We start from the raw sequence: 13,224 nt of genomic DNA, 5'->3' as shown, positions 1-13,224 counted from the left end.
CCTTGTTTTCAGGCGGTGGCGAGCGAGCGCCGCCGCGATGGTTCATAAGAGGCAATGGGCGCCGGCGTGCTCGCGCGAGGCGAGTGCCAACCCGCAGGAGCGGGACAACCCGAAGAACGACGCTTGAGAGCATCGTGGAGAAGGGACCGCCGGCAGAAGGGAAAGTTCTACCGGTATAACGTTTTTGACAGTCGGTGTTTCGAGGATGGAGACGGGCAGACGCACATGAGGCACGCCCCGCCGGCCGGCTTATTTCGCTGCGAGACTTGCCGCTACGTCGCGGTTTTGCCAGACGTTGTCGCGTACGGTGATCTTCTGCGGAATCAGATGCGCGCCATAGAACGCGTCGGCGACGCTTTGCTGTGAACGGACGATGTCGTCGGTGACCGCCGAAGTGCCGTACGGGTAGCGGCGCACCCATGTCTCGACCAGTTGCAGATCGAGACCGACCTTCGGTGCAATCAGCGCGGCGGTTTCGTCGGGATGCTGGTTGACCCACTGGCCCGTCGTGCGCAACTGGCCGAGAATCGCACCGATCACATCGGCGTGCTGCTGAGCGAAGCCGCGGGTCGCTTCATAGAAGCTGTATGCGGTGTTGAGGTTCGAATAGTCCACCAACGTGCGCGCTTTCAGCGTTTCCTGCGCGGCTGCATAGTAAGGATCCCAGATGACCCACGCGTCGACGTCGCCGTTCTCGAAGGCCGCGCGCGCGTCGGCGGGCGGCAGGTAGACCGGGCGGATGTCCTCGTAGCGCAAGCCCGCTTTCTGCAACGCTTCGAGCAGCAGGAAGTTCGAACTCGAGCCCTTTTGCAGCGCGACGCGCTTGCCTTTCAGCTCGGCGATCGTATGCAGCGGCGAATCGGGCCTGACGATCACCGCCTCGGTATGAATGCCCCCGGGCTCCGCGCCCACGTACACGAAGCCGACGCCACCTGCCTGGGCGAACACCGGCGGCGGCGCGCCCGTGTAGCCGAAGTCGATGCTGTTGGCGTTCAGCGCTTCGAGCAGTTGCGGACCGGCCGGAAACTCGAACCACTTCACGCTGTAGCCGAGCGGCTTGAGCTTCTGCTCGAGCGAGCCTTGCGCTTTCAGGATCGCGAGCAAGCCGGATTTCTGATAGCCGATGCGCAGAACCTTGTCCGTGGCGCTGCTGGTGTCCTGAGCGAAGGCGCCGGCAGGCGCCAGCAGGGTCGCTGCGCCTGGCGCGGCGAATGCGGCGCATGCCGCGAGGGTGCTGAGGAGCGCGCGGCCTGTGAATGCGGCGGGGAGTGATGCGGGCCGACGAGCGCGGCGGGTCGGTTGGCTTGCCATGCGGAAAATCTCCATGCGTGCGGTCGATGCAGCAGCCATGCTCGCCGGCTTCACTCCAGCTTGCGGGACGTATGCCGGTGCGGCTTAAAGGACGTTGCTGCTGCGGTTGAAGGATCGTCGCATGGACGTGCCGCAGCGCAAACGAAGCAATGGAGATTTGGATATGACGGGGGCGCAGACTGCACCCGCTCTGTGCGGCGGGTTTACTTCTTCGCTTTGGGCTTGTGCGCGCTGACGTGCCGCGCGAGGCCGGCTTCGGCGTGCCTCGCGTCGGCGGCGGATACGGAGGCCGGCGGCGTGTCGCCATGCGCGCCGCCGAGCTTCTTTTCCATGATCGCCGCGACGCGGTCGCCGAGATAATCGCCGGATGCTTCTTCGAGCGCGCGGTTCATCTCGGTTTCGACCAGCACCATGGCCAGCGGCCGGACCCGCCAGATGGCCTCGACCAGCGCCGGCACATCCGCCGGCGGCGGCAGGGCGTCGGCTTCATAGCGGTCGAGCTGGCGCACCACCAGGTCGACCAACGCCTTGGCGACGGCATTGAAATGCGGACGCGAGATGCGCACGGCGTCGAGCAGATCGGTGAGGGCGATGCCCTCGTGCGCCATGGTCGCGCCCGCCGACAGCGCAGTGGGACTATTGGCGACGAACGACAGGCCATTGCGTTCGAGCAGGCCGAGATCGACGGCCTTCGAGAGCGCGCTGGGCGAGGCCTTGTCGCCGAACATTTGCAGCAGTTCGAGCAGTGAATACTTCTTCGGCCGCTCGCGCGACCAGCGGCTGCCGATCGCCGTTTCCAGACCGAGAATCGAGCGCAGGTCGTGGCCTTCGTCGACGGCCATGATCAGGTCCTGGATGTTGGCGAGCGTGTAGCCGCGGGCGAGCAGATGGTTGATGAGCTTCAGGCGTGAGACGTGCGTGTCGTCGTAGACGCCCACCCGGCCGCGCTTCTCGGGCGGCGCGAGCAGGCCGCGGTCCTGATAGGCGCGCACGTTGCGCACGGTGCTGTCCGTCACCCGTGCGAGTTCGTCGACGGTGTATTCGTTGCGTGGCGCAGAGGACGCAGGAGGCGCCGCAGGGGCAGAGGGGAGCGTTTTCGGCATGTTGGGGATTTTAGCGCGACGGCGGCTCCGCATCCCCGGCGCCGAGCGTGCGCTGCATCAGCGTGGTGTCGAGCCAGCGCCCGTGCTTGAAGCCCACCGCCCTCAGCGTGCCGACCAGCTCAAAGCCGAGGCTGCGATGCAGCGAGAGCGAGCCGCCGCTGCCGCCGTCCGCGATCACCGCCACCATCTGCCGCCAGGGACCGGCCTCGCAGCGCGCAATCAGCGCTTCGAGCAGGACCCGGCCAAGGCCGCGGCCGCGAAACGCGTTGTCCATATAGATCGAATCCTCGATCGTGTTGCGATAGGCCGCACGCGGCCGGTAGGGCGTGGCGTAGCAATAGCCCGCAACTTTGCCGTCGATCTGCGCGACCATGTACGGCAGGCCGTGGCTGTGCACGGCTGCGAGGCGCTCGCGCAACGTGTCGACCGACGGCGGCGTTTCTTCGAACGAGGCGACGCCGTGCAGCACGTGGTGCGCGTAGATCGCCTGGATGGCGGGCAGATCGGCTTCGGTGGCGTCGCGCAGCACGGGTGCTGCGCGGCTTTCGGTCGACGGATTTTCGCTGGTTTGACTGACGCTGCTCATGGGTCTTCCTGTACGTGTTTTTGTTCGCGTGCGGGCTTGCTTGCCGGCGCTGCCCGGGACGCATTTCACTATGCCTTTGGTCGGCGTGAAATTGAAGCCGTTCAAAATTGCCGGCGGCCTCATCTGCTTCATCTGCCTCATCCACCTGATCCGCCGCCTCAAATCTGATCGCCGGCATCCCGCACCGCTTCAGCGAGAGCGTCGGCCACCGCCTGCACGCGTGGCGAGCGCCGCACATCGGGATGCACTGCGAGCCAGATTTCCCGCTCGACGTCGCAAGCCGGTTGCGTTGCGATCTCCAGCAACGAGTCGTCGCCATTGGCGATAAAGCGCGGCAGCAGCGCGACGCCCATGCCCGCCTGGCATGCGCGATGAATCGAGACGAGGTCGTTGGCGATCAGGGCGAACGGGCGCGCCTCGGCGAAGCGTGCGAGCCATTGCTGTTGCGGTGCGTCCGCCAGCGTCTCGTTGTAGCCGAGGAATTCCCATTGCTCGCTGCTGCGTGCGGCCCACGCGGCCGTGCCGTACAGCGCAAAACGCATCGTCCCGAGCCGCCGGCCAGCCAGCCCCGGTTCCTGGGGGCGCGACAACCGCACCGACAGATCCGCCTCGCGGCGAAACAGATTGGCGGCCCGCGTTTCGCCGACCACGTCGAGCAGCACGCCCGGATAGGCGCGCCGGAATCCGGCCAGGCGCGGCACGAAAAAGTGACTGCCGAACACCGGCGGCACCGACAGGCGCACCGTGCCGTGCAAGCTCACCGCGCCACGTGCGGCGCGGGCGAAACCGTGCGCCTCCTCTTCGATGCGCTCGGCGCGTTCAATCAGCGCGCGACCTTCTTCGGTGATCGGCCAGCCGCGCGGCAAACGGTCGAACAGGCGCATCCCGAGGGCCTGCTCCATCGCGTCGATGCGGCGGGCCACGGTGGAATGCTGAACCCCCAGCGTGCGCGCCGCCTCGGAGAGGCTACCGCCGCGCGCGACGGACAGGAAATAGCGGATGTCGTCCCACTGCAGTGCGGCGCCCGGTTTTGGCGCGTCGGTCGAATTTTGCACAGTAGTTGATAAGGAATGGGGAATTCCATTCGATTATGCTCGAAACCTACACTCGCTTGTCATCGCTTAACTGAGACAAGGAGTGCAGCAATGGATCGAGAAGCCGCTTATCAAGTCGGTATTGAAGCCTATGGCGACGCAAGCGCGCTGCAAGTCTTCGCGCAGCAGGTGGCGCCGCCCGCGCCGGGCGAAGTACAGATCAGGCAGAGCGCGGTCGGGGTCAACTTCGTCGACATCTACTTCCGCGCGGGGCTGCATCGCCTGCCGCAATTGCCCGGCGTGCTGGGCGTCGAGGCGGCCGGCGTAGTGGCCGCGCTCGGTGCGGGCGTGAGCGGCTGGCAGGTCGGCGAGCGGGTCGCCTATGCGGGGTTGCCGTGCGGGAGCTACTCGAACCTGCGCAACTTGCCCGCCGAGCGGCTGGTGCGGGTGCCGGACGGCGTGAGCGAAGAGACGGCGGCTGCGGCCCTGCTGCGCGGCGCGACCGCCTATATGCTGCTGCACCGCGTGCGGGACATCAAACCGGGCGATACGGTGCTGGTGCATGCCGCAGCAGGCGGCCTGGGCCTGATCGTGGTGCAGTGGGCGAAGGCGCTGGGCGCGCGGGTGATCGGCACGGTCGGCACGCCTGCCAAGGCGGCACTGGCGCGTGCGCATGGGCTCGATCAGGCGGTGCTGTATCGGGACGAAGACTTCGTCGAAGCGGCGCGCGAGTTCGGCGGTGGAGCGGGCGTCGATTTGGCGGTTGACGGTATCGGCGGTGCGACCTTGCGGCGCACGCTCGGCGCGGTGAGGCCGTTTGGGGTGGTGGCGAGCATCGGTGAGGCCGAAGGGGCGATCGAACCCATTGCGCTGGACGAGATCGGACCGGCACGCTCGATTGCACTCGCACGGCCTAGCGTGCTGGGGATGATGCGGGACAGCGGCGCCTATCGACTGGCGGCGCAGCAGGTGTTCGACCGGATCGGGGCCGGCTTGCACATTGAGGTGGGCGAGCGCTTGCCGCTCGTCGACGCTGCGCAGGCTCACCGCCGGCTGGAGACCGGGCAGACGACGGGGTCGGTGATTCTGATTCCTTGAGCGATGCGCGGTGGGTGCCAACAGGCGAGCGCGATAACGCGGTCACCGGCCGGCACTTCCGGCCGCCGCGAAAGCCGCGGCGGAGGCAGGATCTCCTGCTGACACCGACGTGTCGGCCTCAGCTATGGGAATACATATCCGGGTTCGATGCGTGGCGCGTGCGGCGCTTGTGATGGGTGGCCGCACGCTTCGGCTTGGCCTTGGCGGGAGTCTGAGCGTGCTGCGGCTGGGCGCCCTGCGAGGGGCGCGCATTCGTAGCATGCGGCGTGCTCTGGCCTTCACCGAACGTATAGGTCTGCGAGGTTTGCGCATATGCGCTGATGGACAGCAGCAGCGCCGCGCATCCAAGACAGGTCGAAAGCTTCATGGATCCTCCTTCTGAACGAGCGCGTGAGCATACCGCAATACGCCGGACAGCAGCGCGTCCCGGTTCGCGCGCTCGGTTCGATCGCGGAGCGGATCGTTCTTCATGGTCGAGCAGAACGCGAGCCTTGCACTGGAGATCGCGCACTACGGTTACGCGCCGCTAACCGGCCTGGCGCGCCGGCACGGTTCGCGCAAAGCGCCGCGCCCCCGCGACACACGCCACCACGATCACCGTGACGACGATCATCACCGGCGGCACCTGCTCGTGCAGCAGGAGGCCGGCCAGCACCAGCCCAAAAAACGGCTGCAGCAACTGCAACTGTCCGACGCTGGCGATGCCGCCCAGCGCGAGGCCGCGATACCAGAACACGAAGCCGATCAGCATGCTGAACAGCGAGACATACGCGAGCCCCCACAGGGCGGCCTGACTGACGCCTTCGAACGAAGCGGGCCGTGCCCACCAGGTGAGAGGCAGCATCACCGGCAACGACAATACCAGCGCCCACGAGATCACCTGCCAGCCGCCGAGGTGCCGGGACAGCCGCGCGCCTTCCGCATAGCCGAGTCCGCAGACGACGATCGCGGCCAGCATCAAGGCATCGCCGAGCGGCGCTGCATTAACGCCGTTGCGCACGGCGAAGGCGACAACCGCGCAACTGCCGAGCGCCGAAAACAGCCAGAAGGCCGCTTGCGGACGCTCGCCGCCGCGTAGCACGCCGAAGATCGCTGTCGAGAGCGGCAACAAGCCGATGAACACGACCGCATGCGCCGAGGTGATATGGCGCAGCGCGAGCGCGGTCAGCAAGGGAAAACCGACCACCACGCCGAACGCGACGACCACGAGCGGCAGCAGGTCGCGCCGGGCGGGGCGGGCTTCGCGGAAAACCAGCAGCAGGATGAGCCCGAGCGTGCCCGCAATCGTGGCGCGGGCGACGGTCAGAAAGATCGGGTCGAGCCCCTGCACGGCGATACGGGTGGCCGGCAGCGAGCCGCTGAAGATCAGCACGCCTAGCAGGCCGCTGAGCCAGCCGTCGGCGGCCCGGCTGTTGGTGGACGTTTGCATCGGGATTTCCATGAGCGCGATAAAACGCTCAGCATCCTCTGCGTCGGCTAAAAGTGTAAGCTACGGATCAGTACAATTTGTGCAAACTGTACCGAACGTGGAGCAGTACAGATGGCGGAAGCAAGCAGAGACAGCCAGGACAGCCGGAACAACCCGGCGGTGTCGCGCACCCGGGTTGAAGTCGTGATGGACGCCTTGCGCGAACGCATTGCGAGCCGTGCGCTGATGCCGGGCGCACGCGTGCCGTCGATCCGGGTGATGACGGAAACGCTCGGCGTGTCGAAATCGACCGTGGTCGAGGCGTACGAGCGGCTCGTCGCGGAGGGCGCGATTGTCGCCCGGCGCGGCTCCGGGTTTTTCGTCTCGGGCCATGCGCCGCCGCTCGCATTGGCCGATCTGGGACCACGCCTCGACCGCGCGGTCGATCCGCTATGGCTCACGCGGCAGTCGCTCGAAGCGGGGCAGAAGGTGCTGAAGCCGGGCTGCGGCTGGCTGCCGGCGGCATGGTTGCCGGAAGACGGCGTGCGGCGGGCGCTGCGCGCGGTGGCGCGCGACCCGCACGCGCTGCTCGCCGACTACGCCACACCGCCCGGCCTGCCCGCGCTGCGTCAGCAGCTTGCCTGGCGGCTCGCCCAGTACGGCGTCGATGCGCCGCCCGAGCAGATCATCCTGACCGACGGCGGCACCCATGCGCTCGATCTCGTGTGCCGCTTTCTGCTCGAACCGGGCGACACCGTGCTGATCGACGATCCGTGCTATTTCAACTTCCAGGCCTTGTTGCGCGCTCACCGGGCACGCATCGTCAGCGTGCCCTATACGCCGAACGGGCCGGATCTCGCCGCTTTCGAACGGGCGCTCGTCGAGCACCGCCCGCGCCTCTATGTGACGAATTCGGCGATCCACAATCCCACCGGCGCGACGCTCGCGCCAGCGGTGGCGCATCGTCTGTTGAAGCTGGCCGGCGAGCACGATCTGCTGATCGTCGAAGACGACATCTTTGCGGATTTCGAGGACGAAGCCGCGCCGCGTCTTGCCGCCTTCGACGGGCTCGCGCGGGTGGTGTCGATCGGGAGTTTTTCGAAGACGCTGTCGGCGGCGGTGCGCTGCGGCTTCATCGCGGCGCGGGCGGACTGGATCGAGCCGCTGATCGACCTGACGCTCGCGACCACCTTTGGCAACGGCCAACTGGCGGCGGGCGTCGTGCATCGCCTGCTGGTGGACGGCGCCTACCGGCGGCATCTCGAAGGGCTCAGGGCGAAACTCGCGGATGCGATGGGCGAGACGATCCGGCGCCTGACCCAGGCGGGACTGGACGTGTGGACCCGGCCGCGCGCCGGGATGTTCGTCTGGGCGCGGCTGCCGGATTCGCTGGACGCGACCGAGATCGCCCGCCACGCGCTGGCCGACAACGTCGTGCTGGCGCCGGGCAATGTGTTCAGCGTGGCGCAGTCGGCGGCGGGATACCTGCGCTTTAACGTCTCACAGTGCAACCGGCCGAAAGCCTATGAGGCGCTGCTGCGCGCCATGGACCTCGCGCAGACGCACGCATGATGCAACCGGTGGCAGGTGCGTTGGCCGCGTGGCTGGAAGTAGCACCCGGCCGCCACGTTAGCTCTCATACGGGGCGTCCCACTCTCGGCCACCACGTTAGCGGCCGCACGGGTCGTCCCACTCCCGGCGCCCATTAACCGCCGCACTCATTTACACAGCATCAGCACGCGCGCTTCATCCGTGCAATTCGACTTCGGAGGCGTCTTGTCGGCGGTTTGCGCGGGCGCCGCGGTCGTCATCCCCGCGGTACGGCGGGCGACACAGGCGCGCAGATGTTTCTCCACCGGCGGATAGTACTGCCATCCTTTGCCGAGACTCGGCAACTCCATCTTCACTTGCTTCCACTTGGGATGGCCGTGCTCCTGCAGGTTGTCGAAATTGCTACACAGGGAATCGGCGAAGCGATTGAGATTGACGACCGTATCGCGCAGCCCGTAATCGTAGGTGACGAGAAAGGCCTTCACGGTGAAGGTCGGCACGTCTTCCTTTAGCCAGTCCGGATAGCTGGCCGTGTGAATCGTCGCTGGAAAATAAGTCTGTTTCGCGCGCGCCGTTTCGGGTGCGTTGGGATCGACCCGCAGCAAGCGAAGCTGCTGCAGCAACTCCGGGTTCATGTCGGTAAACAGCTTGGCGGGCTGGCCGACCACGATCACCGCGACATCGACCTTCTTGACGATCAGCGCGGCGAGCGCGTCCTCGTTGCTCAGGTGCTGGGCGTTCTGATCGGCAATCGGCGCGCCGAACATCAGGTGATAAATCGTGTTGGCGGACTGCGCCGTGCCGCTGCCGAGCAGGCCGACGCTGATGTTCTTGTCCTTGATCTCGTTGATGGTCTTGAGCGACGAGTCGGCCCGCACGACGAAATTGATCTCCTCGTCGTAGAGCGGCATGATGAGCCGCAACGGCCGGATCGCCTGGCCGGCATCGGCATTGCCGGCGTTGGCCATGTCGACATAGGCCTGATACACGTCCGACTGCACCAGCGCGAGCTTCACGCCCGGTTCGTAGCGCAGCCGCTGGACATTCTCCGCCGAGCCCTTCGAGGCGATTACATCGAGATCGATGCCGGCCGGCCCGGCGACCCATTTCGCCAGGTCCGCGCCGATCTGGATATAGGTGCCGCGTTCGGGGCCGGTGACGATCTTGTAGTGCGCGGAATCGGCCAATGCGACCGACGCCAGCATCAGTCCGAGCCACCCCGCCAGAATTGTCTTGAGCATGGTCTTTTCACCTATCGGTCTGGTTTGAACAGGCTTTGCGCGGCGAGCCGCGCGAAGCATCGGTGAATCAGTTGTGCAACTTCGAGGTCTTGCGTGTTGCGAGGTGCGTGAAGACGGGTTTCGACTGCCTGGGTCGGGGCCTGCTCAATGCGCCGGCGCCGCCCCCGATGCGGGCGCCGTCGCCGTGCCGGCGGCCGGCGAATTTCGCCAGCCCGATTGCGCGATGGCCCGAGCCTGCGCGTCGGCACTGCCAGGCGCGGGAGCGATCGGCTTTTCGCTAACGAAGGGCGCAGCTTGCGCGGACGGCGGGGGTTGCGGTACCTGCGCGTTGTGCGCGACCGGCGCGTTGTGGCTGCCGAGCGGCGCCCAGCCGGTTTCGACGATCGCCTGTTGCAGCAGCGTTTTGGCTTCAGGGCTGCCGTTGTCGATGGCAAGTGCGTCGCTGGCGCTATGCGCCACGCAGTTCCACAAGTGGTCCTTGACGCAGACGTGGGCCGTTTGCAACGCGGCGTCGCGGCGCTGTTCGAGCGGCGTCAGTTCGTGCTGGATCACTTGTGCATCGGCGTTATCGGGTTCCATCTGGAATGCGGCGTTGACAGCGGCCTGCGCGCCGGACAGATCGTGGGCGTCCTCGTGAGCCCGCGCCGCGTGCAGGCTTTCGGAGAGATCGCGATAATGCGGCACGACGACCGGTTGAACCGCTGCCGGTGGCGGCGCTGCGGCCCGGTTGGCGGCGTGAGCGCCAGCTCCGCCATTCGCCGTCGTCTGCGGCGTGTACGGGGCGATTGCGCCGGCCGTTGATTTGGTGTCCTGCTCATCGTATGCGGCAGGAGCCGTGTGATGATCGCCCACAAGTGAATATGCGCCATAACCTAGTATCAGGACGCCAAGCGCGATCAGCCCGCGTGTGAGCAGCCATCGCGAGCCAAGCGGCGCGCCGAGCGGCAGATGGCTGAGCGGAGGAATCGGTGTATCCGGCGAGGCGAGATTCGGCGCCCGCGGATCGCCGCGGCCATCTGTGGAAACCGGCCGGTGCAGCGCTCCGCCGGCGCCCGGAAAACCTTTATGGGCGGGTGCGGCGAGCGGATGAGGCGCGCCGCAGTAAGGGCACAGGTCGGCGGGCTGGTACAACACCCCGCCGCAGCGCGTGCATTGCGCCGGGAAGCTCTGGCCTGGAGTGCTTTGGGTGGACATGTTGTGCCCCACCTGCGATAGGCTATGCCGTTACGGCATGCTTCGGATCGTGGTCGGGGCAGCTTGTTGTCGCTGCGCGAATCGCGATCCGCATGCGCTGGAGAGCAGCGCTTGCAACGTTGAAAAATTGCGACGCCGCCACGAACAATATGTGAGCTTTCGCAGTGAACGTCAATCGACGTTCGCCCCTACCGCGTGTGCGAAAACACGTTGGCGGCAGAGCGAAATGCTGCACCTGTCGGCAGAACGAACGGAAGGGAGACTTTTTGCACGGCGCGTGTAGGCACGCGCCGGCAGGCGGATTGATCGGATGAAACGCTTCACGAGACACCGCATGGAGAGGCGAACTCGCGAAGCGTGGATTTCAATGCTCGCGCAACGGATGATCCTTCAGCAGCCAGGCAAGGGCGAACGCCAGTACGACGACGCAGGCGGCCGAAAGATACACCGTATGCAATGCGCCGGCAAAGGCCTGCAGATAGTCGTCGCGCAGCGCCGCGGGCAACTGGTGAATTGCCGCCGGTCCGAGCGAGCGCGGCAGTTCGGTGTCCGGCGGAATCAAGGTTTGCAGGCGCGCGGCGAGACCGTTCGAAAACACTGCGCCGAAGGCCGCCACGCCGACTGAACCGCCGATCGAACGAAATAGCGTGGCGCCCGAGGTTGCCACACCCATATGCCTGAATTCCACGGTGTTCTGCACGGCGAGAATCAGCACTTGCATCACCATGCCGAGGCCGAAACCCAGAATGCCCATGTACAGATACATCACATGAATCGGTGTGGAAATCTGCAGCCGCGCCAGCAGCGTCATCGCCACGCCGACGAGGAACGTGCCGCCGATCGGGAACATGCGGTATTTGCCGATCTTGCTGATGACGCGCCCGGTGATCACCGACATCACCAGCAGGCCGCCCATCATCGGCAGCATCTGCATGCCGGCCTCCGAAGGCGTCGACCCTTTGACGACCTGCAGGTAGAGCGGAATGAACGTGACCGAGCCGAACAGCGACACGCCGATAATGAAACCGATCAGGCTGCTCAGCAAAAACGTGCGTTGCCTGAAGAGTTCGAGCGGCATGATGGGTTCGGCCGCGCGCTGCTCTTCGTAGATGAAGCCGGCGATGCAGACGACGCCCATGACCAGCGTGAACCACAGTTGCGGCGACGACCACGGCAGGATCGTGCCGCCCTGGCTCGTGAACAGGATGATGCAGGTCAGCGCGCCGGCGAGGAACGCCGCCCCCATGTAGTCGATGGTGTGCCTGATATGAGCGGTGTGAGGTTTGAACACGGCGCCGATCACCGCGAGCGCGACGATGCCGAGCGGCAGGTTAATGTAGAAAATCCAGCGCCACGACAGATGTTCGACCAGAAAGCCGCCGAGCAGCGGACCGATCACCGTGGCGAGACCGAACACGCCGCCGAACACACCTTGATAGCGGCCACGCTCGGCGGGCGGGATCACGTCGGCAATCGCCGCCATCGTGACCACCAGCAGGCCGCCGCCGCCGAGACCCTGCAGCGCGCGCAACAGGATCAACTGGGTCATGTCCTGCGCGATGCCGCAGAGCGCCGAGCCGGCGAGGAACAGCACGATGGCCGCCTGCAGCACGATCTTGCGGCCGAACAGGTCGCCGAACTTGCCATAGAGCGGCACGACGATGGTCGAGGTCAGCAGGTAGGCGGTGACCACCCACGACAGGTTGTTGAGCCCGCCAAGCTCGCCGACGATGGTGGGCAGCGCCGTCGAGACGATGGTCTGGTCGAGCGCCGCAAGCAGCATCACCAGCAACAGGGCCGGGAAGAGGAGGCGAATGGGCGGGTGCTGCGATGCACTCGCGAGTTCGCCCGCGGTAGTGGTGGGTTGATCCATGTGCAGGGAACCTGTCGATCGGGAGAGTTTGTATGTATTGAAATTAATTAATTTGGAGATTAATATATGCGACATCTCACGATTCGTCAAATGGAAAGCAAATGACCACTGCAGCACCTGCCGTATCGCGGCGTCCCGGCAGGCCCTCGGGTAGCGCGCGCGGCCCGGAGCAGCGTGCCCGCCTGCTCGATGCGGCGCTTGAACTGTTCGCGCGCCAGGGCATCGTCGATACGACGCTCGGCGCGATTGCGCGGGAGGCCGGCTTCACGCCGGCGATGGTGCATTACTACTTCAAGACCCGCGATCAGTTGCTCGACGTGCTGATAGACGAGCGTTTCCTGCCGCTGCGCACGGCGATGGGCGGACCGTTCGAGGCGTATCCGGACGATCCGGTGGCGGCCATTACGCAACTTGCGCGGCGGCTGGTGGAAGTAGCGGTGGAAAATCCGTGGTTTCCGCCGCTGTGGGTGCGCGAGGTGATCAGCGAAGGCGGTCTGTTACGCCAACGCATGCACGAACGTTTCGGCCACACTCATCACAAAGCTTCCTTGACGCGGATCGCCCAGTGGCAGAAAGAGGGGCGTATCAATGCGGACCTCGAGCCGTCGCTGGTGTTTGTGACGCTGCTCGGTTTGACGCTTCTGCCGCTCGCCACCTCGAAGATGTGGCGCAACGATCCGGTACGGCGGAGCCTGACGCCGGACGATATAGCCCGTCATGCAGTGGCGTTGCTGGTCAATGGACTGGCGCCCCAGCGCGAGACAAGCTAGGGCGCTGCTGTAGTGGCTACGAAGCGGCCACTGAGCGGTCACTAGCGATCGCGCC

At 65.8% G+C, this 13,224-nt stretch carries 12 protein-coding genes; 3 read left to right on the top strand and 9 right to left on the bottom strand.

Going from position 1 to position 13,224, the window contains the following annotated elements; all coding sequences use genetic code 11:
• Positions 1–249: 249 nt before the first annotated feature.
• The 4 genes from AC1ECK_RS24450 to AC1ECK_RS24435 form a co-directional block, all read right to left on the bottom strand.
• Complete coding sequence (locus AC1ECK_RS24450) at positions 250–1,311, bottom strand: sulfonate ABC transporter substrate-binding protein (RefSeq protein WP_480323639.1); 1,062 nt, start codon at positions 1,309–1,311, stop codon at positions 250–252.
• Between the two features lie 203 nt (positions 1,312–1,514).
• The gene (locus AC1ECK_RS24445) at positions 1,515–2,414 is read right to left on the bottom strand and encodes a MerR family transcriptional regulator (protein WP_480323637.1); all 900 of its coding nucleotides are present in this window, start codon (positions 2,412–2,414) and stop codon (positions 1,515–1,517) included.
• 10 nt (positions 2,415–2,424) lie between these two features.
• Positions 2,425–3,000: an N-acetyltransferase family protein gene (locus tag AC1ECK_RS24440; RefSeq protein ID WP_480323635.1), complete on the bottom strand. Its 576-nt coding sequence runs from the start codon at positions 2,998–3,000 to the stop codon at positions 2,425–2,427.
• 158 nt (positions 3,001–3,158) lie between these two features.
• Entirely contained in the window at positions 3,159–4,016 is an 858-nt protein-coding gene (locus AC1ECK_RS24435; protein ID WP_480323783.1) for a LysR family transcriptional regulator, read from the bottom strand.
• 129 nt (positions 4,017–4,145) lie between these two features.
• Here AC1ECK_RS24435 and AC1ECK_RS24430 point away from each other — a divergent pair, with 129 nt between their 5' ends.
• A complete protein-coding gene (locus AC1ECK_RS24430) occupies positions 4,146–5,132 on the top strand; it encodes a quinone oxidoreductase family protein (protein WP_480323633.1) in 987 nt (328 codons plus the stop codon).
• A gap of 118 nt (positions 5,133–5,250) precedes the next feature.
• Here AC1ECK_RS24430 and AC1ECK_RS24425 read toward each other — a convergent pair whose 3' ends face one another.
• Together AC1ECK_RS24425 and AC1ECK_RS24420 are read right to left on the bottom strand one after the other, a co-directional pair.
• A complete protein-coding gene (locus AC1ECK_RS24425) occupies positions 5,251–5,499 on the bottom strand; it encodes a hypothetical protein (protein ID WP_480323631.1) in 249 nt (82 codons plus the stop codon).
• Positions 5,500–5,658: 159 nt separating this feature from the next.
• On the bottom strand, positions 5,659–6,561 hold the full coding sequence (locus tag AC1ECK_RS24420) for a DMT family transporter (RefSeq protein ID WP_480323629.1): 903 nt from the start codon (positions 6,559–6,561) through the stop codon (positions 5,659–5,661).
• A 111-nt stretch (positions 6,562–6,672) separates the two neighbouring features.
• Between AC1ECK_RS24420 and AC1ECK_RS24415 the strand changes: the two genes are divergently transcribed.
• Complete coding sequence (locus AC1ECK_RS24415) at positions 6,673–8,112, top strand: aminotransferase-like domain-containing protein (protein WP_480323627.1); 1,440 nt, start codon at positions 6,673–6,675, stop codon at positions 8,110–8,112.
• A gap of 146 nt (positions 8,113–8,258) precedes the next feature.
• Here the strand turns inward: AC1ECK_RS24415 and AC1ECK_RS24410 are convergent, their stop codons facing one another.
• From AC1ECK_RS24410 to AC1ECK_RS24400, 3 genes are all read right to left on the bottom strand, one after another.
• The gene (locus AC1ECK_RS24410) at positions 8,259–9,332 is read right to left on the bottom strand and encodes a TAXI family TRAP transporter solute-binding subunit (protein ID WP_480323625.1); all 1,074 of its coding nucleotides are present in this window, start codon (positions 9,330–9,332) and stop codon (positions 8,259–8,261) included.
• A gap of 144 nt (positions 9,333–9,476) precedes the next feature.
• Positions 9,477–10,526 (bottom strand): zinc ribbon domain-containing protein, encoded by a 1,050-nt coding sequence (locus AC1ECK_RS24405; protein WP_480323623.1) that lies wholly within the window; start codon positions 10,524–10,526, stop codon positions 9,477–9,479.
• A gap of 364 nt (positions 10,527–10,890) precedes the next feature.
• Positions 10,891–12,399 (bottom strand): MDR family MFS transporter, encoded by a 1,509-nt coding sequence (locus AC1ECK_RS24400; RefSeq protein WP_480323621.1) that lies wholly within the window; start codon positions 12,397–12,399, stop codon positions 10,891–10,893.
• 101 nt (positions 12,400–12,500) lie between these two features.
• Between AC1ECK_RS24400 and AC1ECK_RS24395 the strand changes: the two genes are divergently transcribed.
• Positions 12,501–13,169 (top strand): TetR/AcrR family transcriptional regulator, encoded by a 669-nt coding sequence (locus AC1ECK_RS24395; RefSeq protein ID WP_480323619.1) that lies wholly within the window; start codon positions 12,501–12,503, stop codon positions 13,167–13,169.
• Positions 13,170–13,224 lie beyond the last annotated feature (55 nt).

This window comes from Paraburkholderia sp. SSBN10T (assembly GCF_056619545.1).
Note: the sequence above shows the minus strand (reverse complement) of the source record. Positions and strands in the feature narration are given on the sequence as shown.

What these genes read in the sequence shown, in the direction of transcription:
- AC1ECK_RS24450 (WP_480323639.1), bottom strand. Translation starts at nt 1,311, where the DNA reads ATGGCAAGCCAACCGACCCGCCGCGCTCGTCGGCCCGCATCACTCCCC.
- AC1ECK_RS24445 (WP_480323637.1), bottom strand. Translation starts at nt 2,414, where the DNA reads ATGCCGAAAACGCTCCCCTCTGCCCCTGCGGCGCCTCCTGCGTCCTCT.
- AC1ECK_RS24440 (WP_480323635.1), bottom strand. Translation starts at nt 3,000, where the DNA reads ATGAGCAGCGTCAGTCAAACCAGCGAAAATCCGTCGACCGAAAGCCGC.
- AC1ECK_RS24430 (WP_480323633.1), top strand. Translation starts at nt 4,146, where the DNA reads ATGGATCGAGAAGCCGCTTATCAAGTCGGTATTGAAGCCTATGGCGAC.
- AC1ECK_RS24425 (WP_480323631.1), bottom strand. Translation starts at nt 5,499, where the DNA reads ATGAAGCTTTCGACCTGTCTTGGATGCGCGGCGCTGCTGCTGTCCATC.
- AC1ECK_RS24420 (WP_480323629.1), bottom strand. Translation starts at nt 6,561, where the DNA reads ATGCAAACGTCCACCAACAGCCGGGCCGCCGACGGCTGGCTCAGCGGC.
- AC1ECK_RS24415 (WP_480323627.1), top strand. Translation starts at nt 6,673, where the DNA reads ATGGCGGAAGCAAGCAGAGACAGCCAGGACAGCCGGAACAACCCGGCG.
- AC1ECK_RS24410 (WP_480323625.1), bottom strand. Translation starts at nt 9,332, where the DNA reads ATGCTCAAGACAATTCTGGCGGGGTGGCTCGGACTGATGCTGGCGTCG.
- AC1ECK_RS24405 (WP_480323623.1), bottom strand. Translation starts at nt 10,526, where the DNA reads ATGTCCACCCAAAGCACTCCAGGCCAGAGCTTCCCGGCGCAATGCACG.
- AC1ECK_RS24400 (WP_480323621.1), bottom strand. Translation starts at nt 12,399, where the DNA reads ATGGATCAACCCACCACTACCGCGGGCGAACTCGCGAGTGCATCGCAG.
- AC1ECK_RS24395 (WP_480323619.1), top strand. Translation starts at nt 12,501, where the DNA reads ATGACCACTGCAGCACCTGCCGTATCGCGGCGTCCCGGCAGGCCCTCG.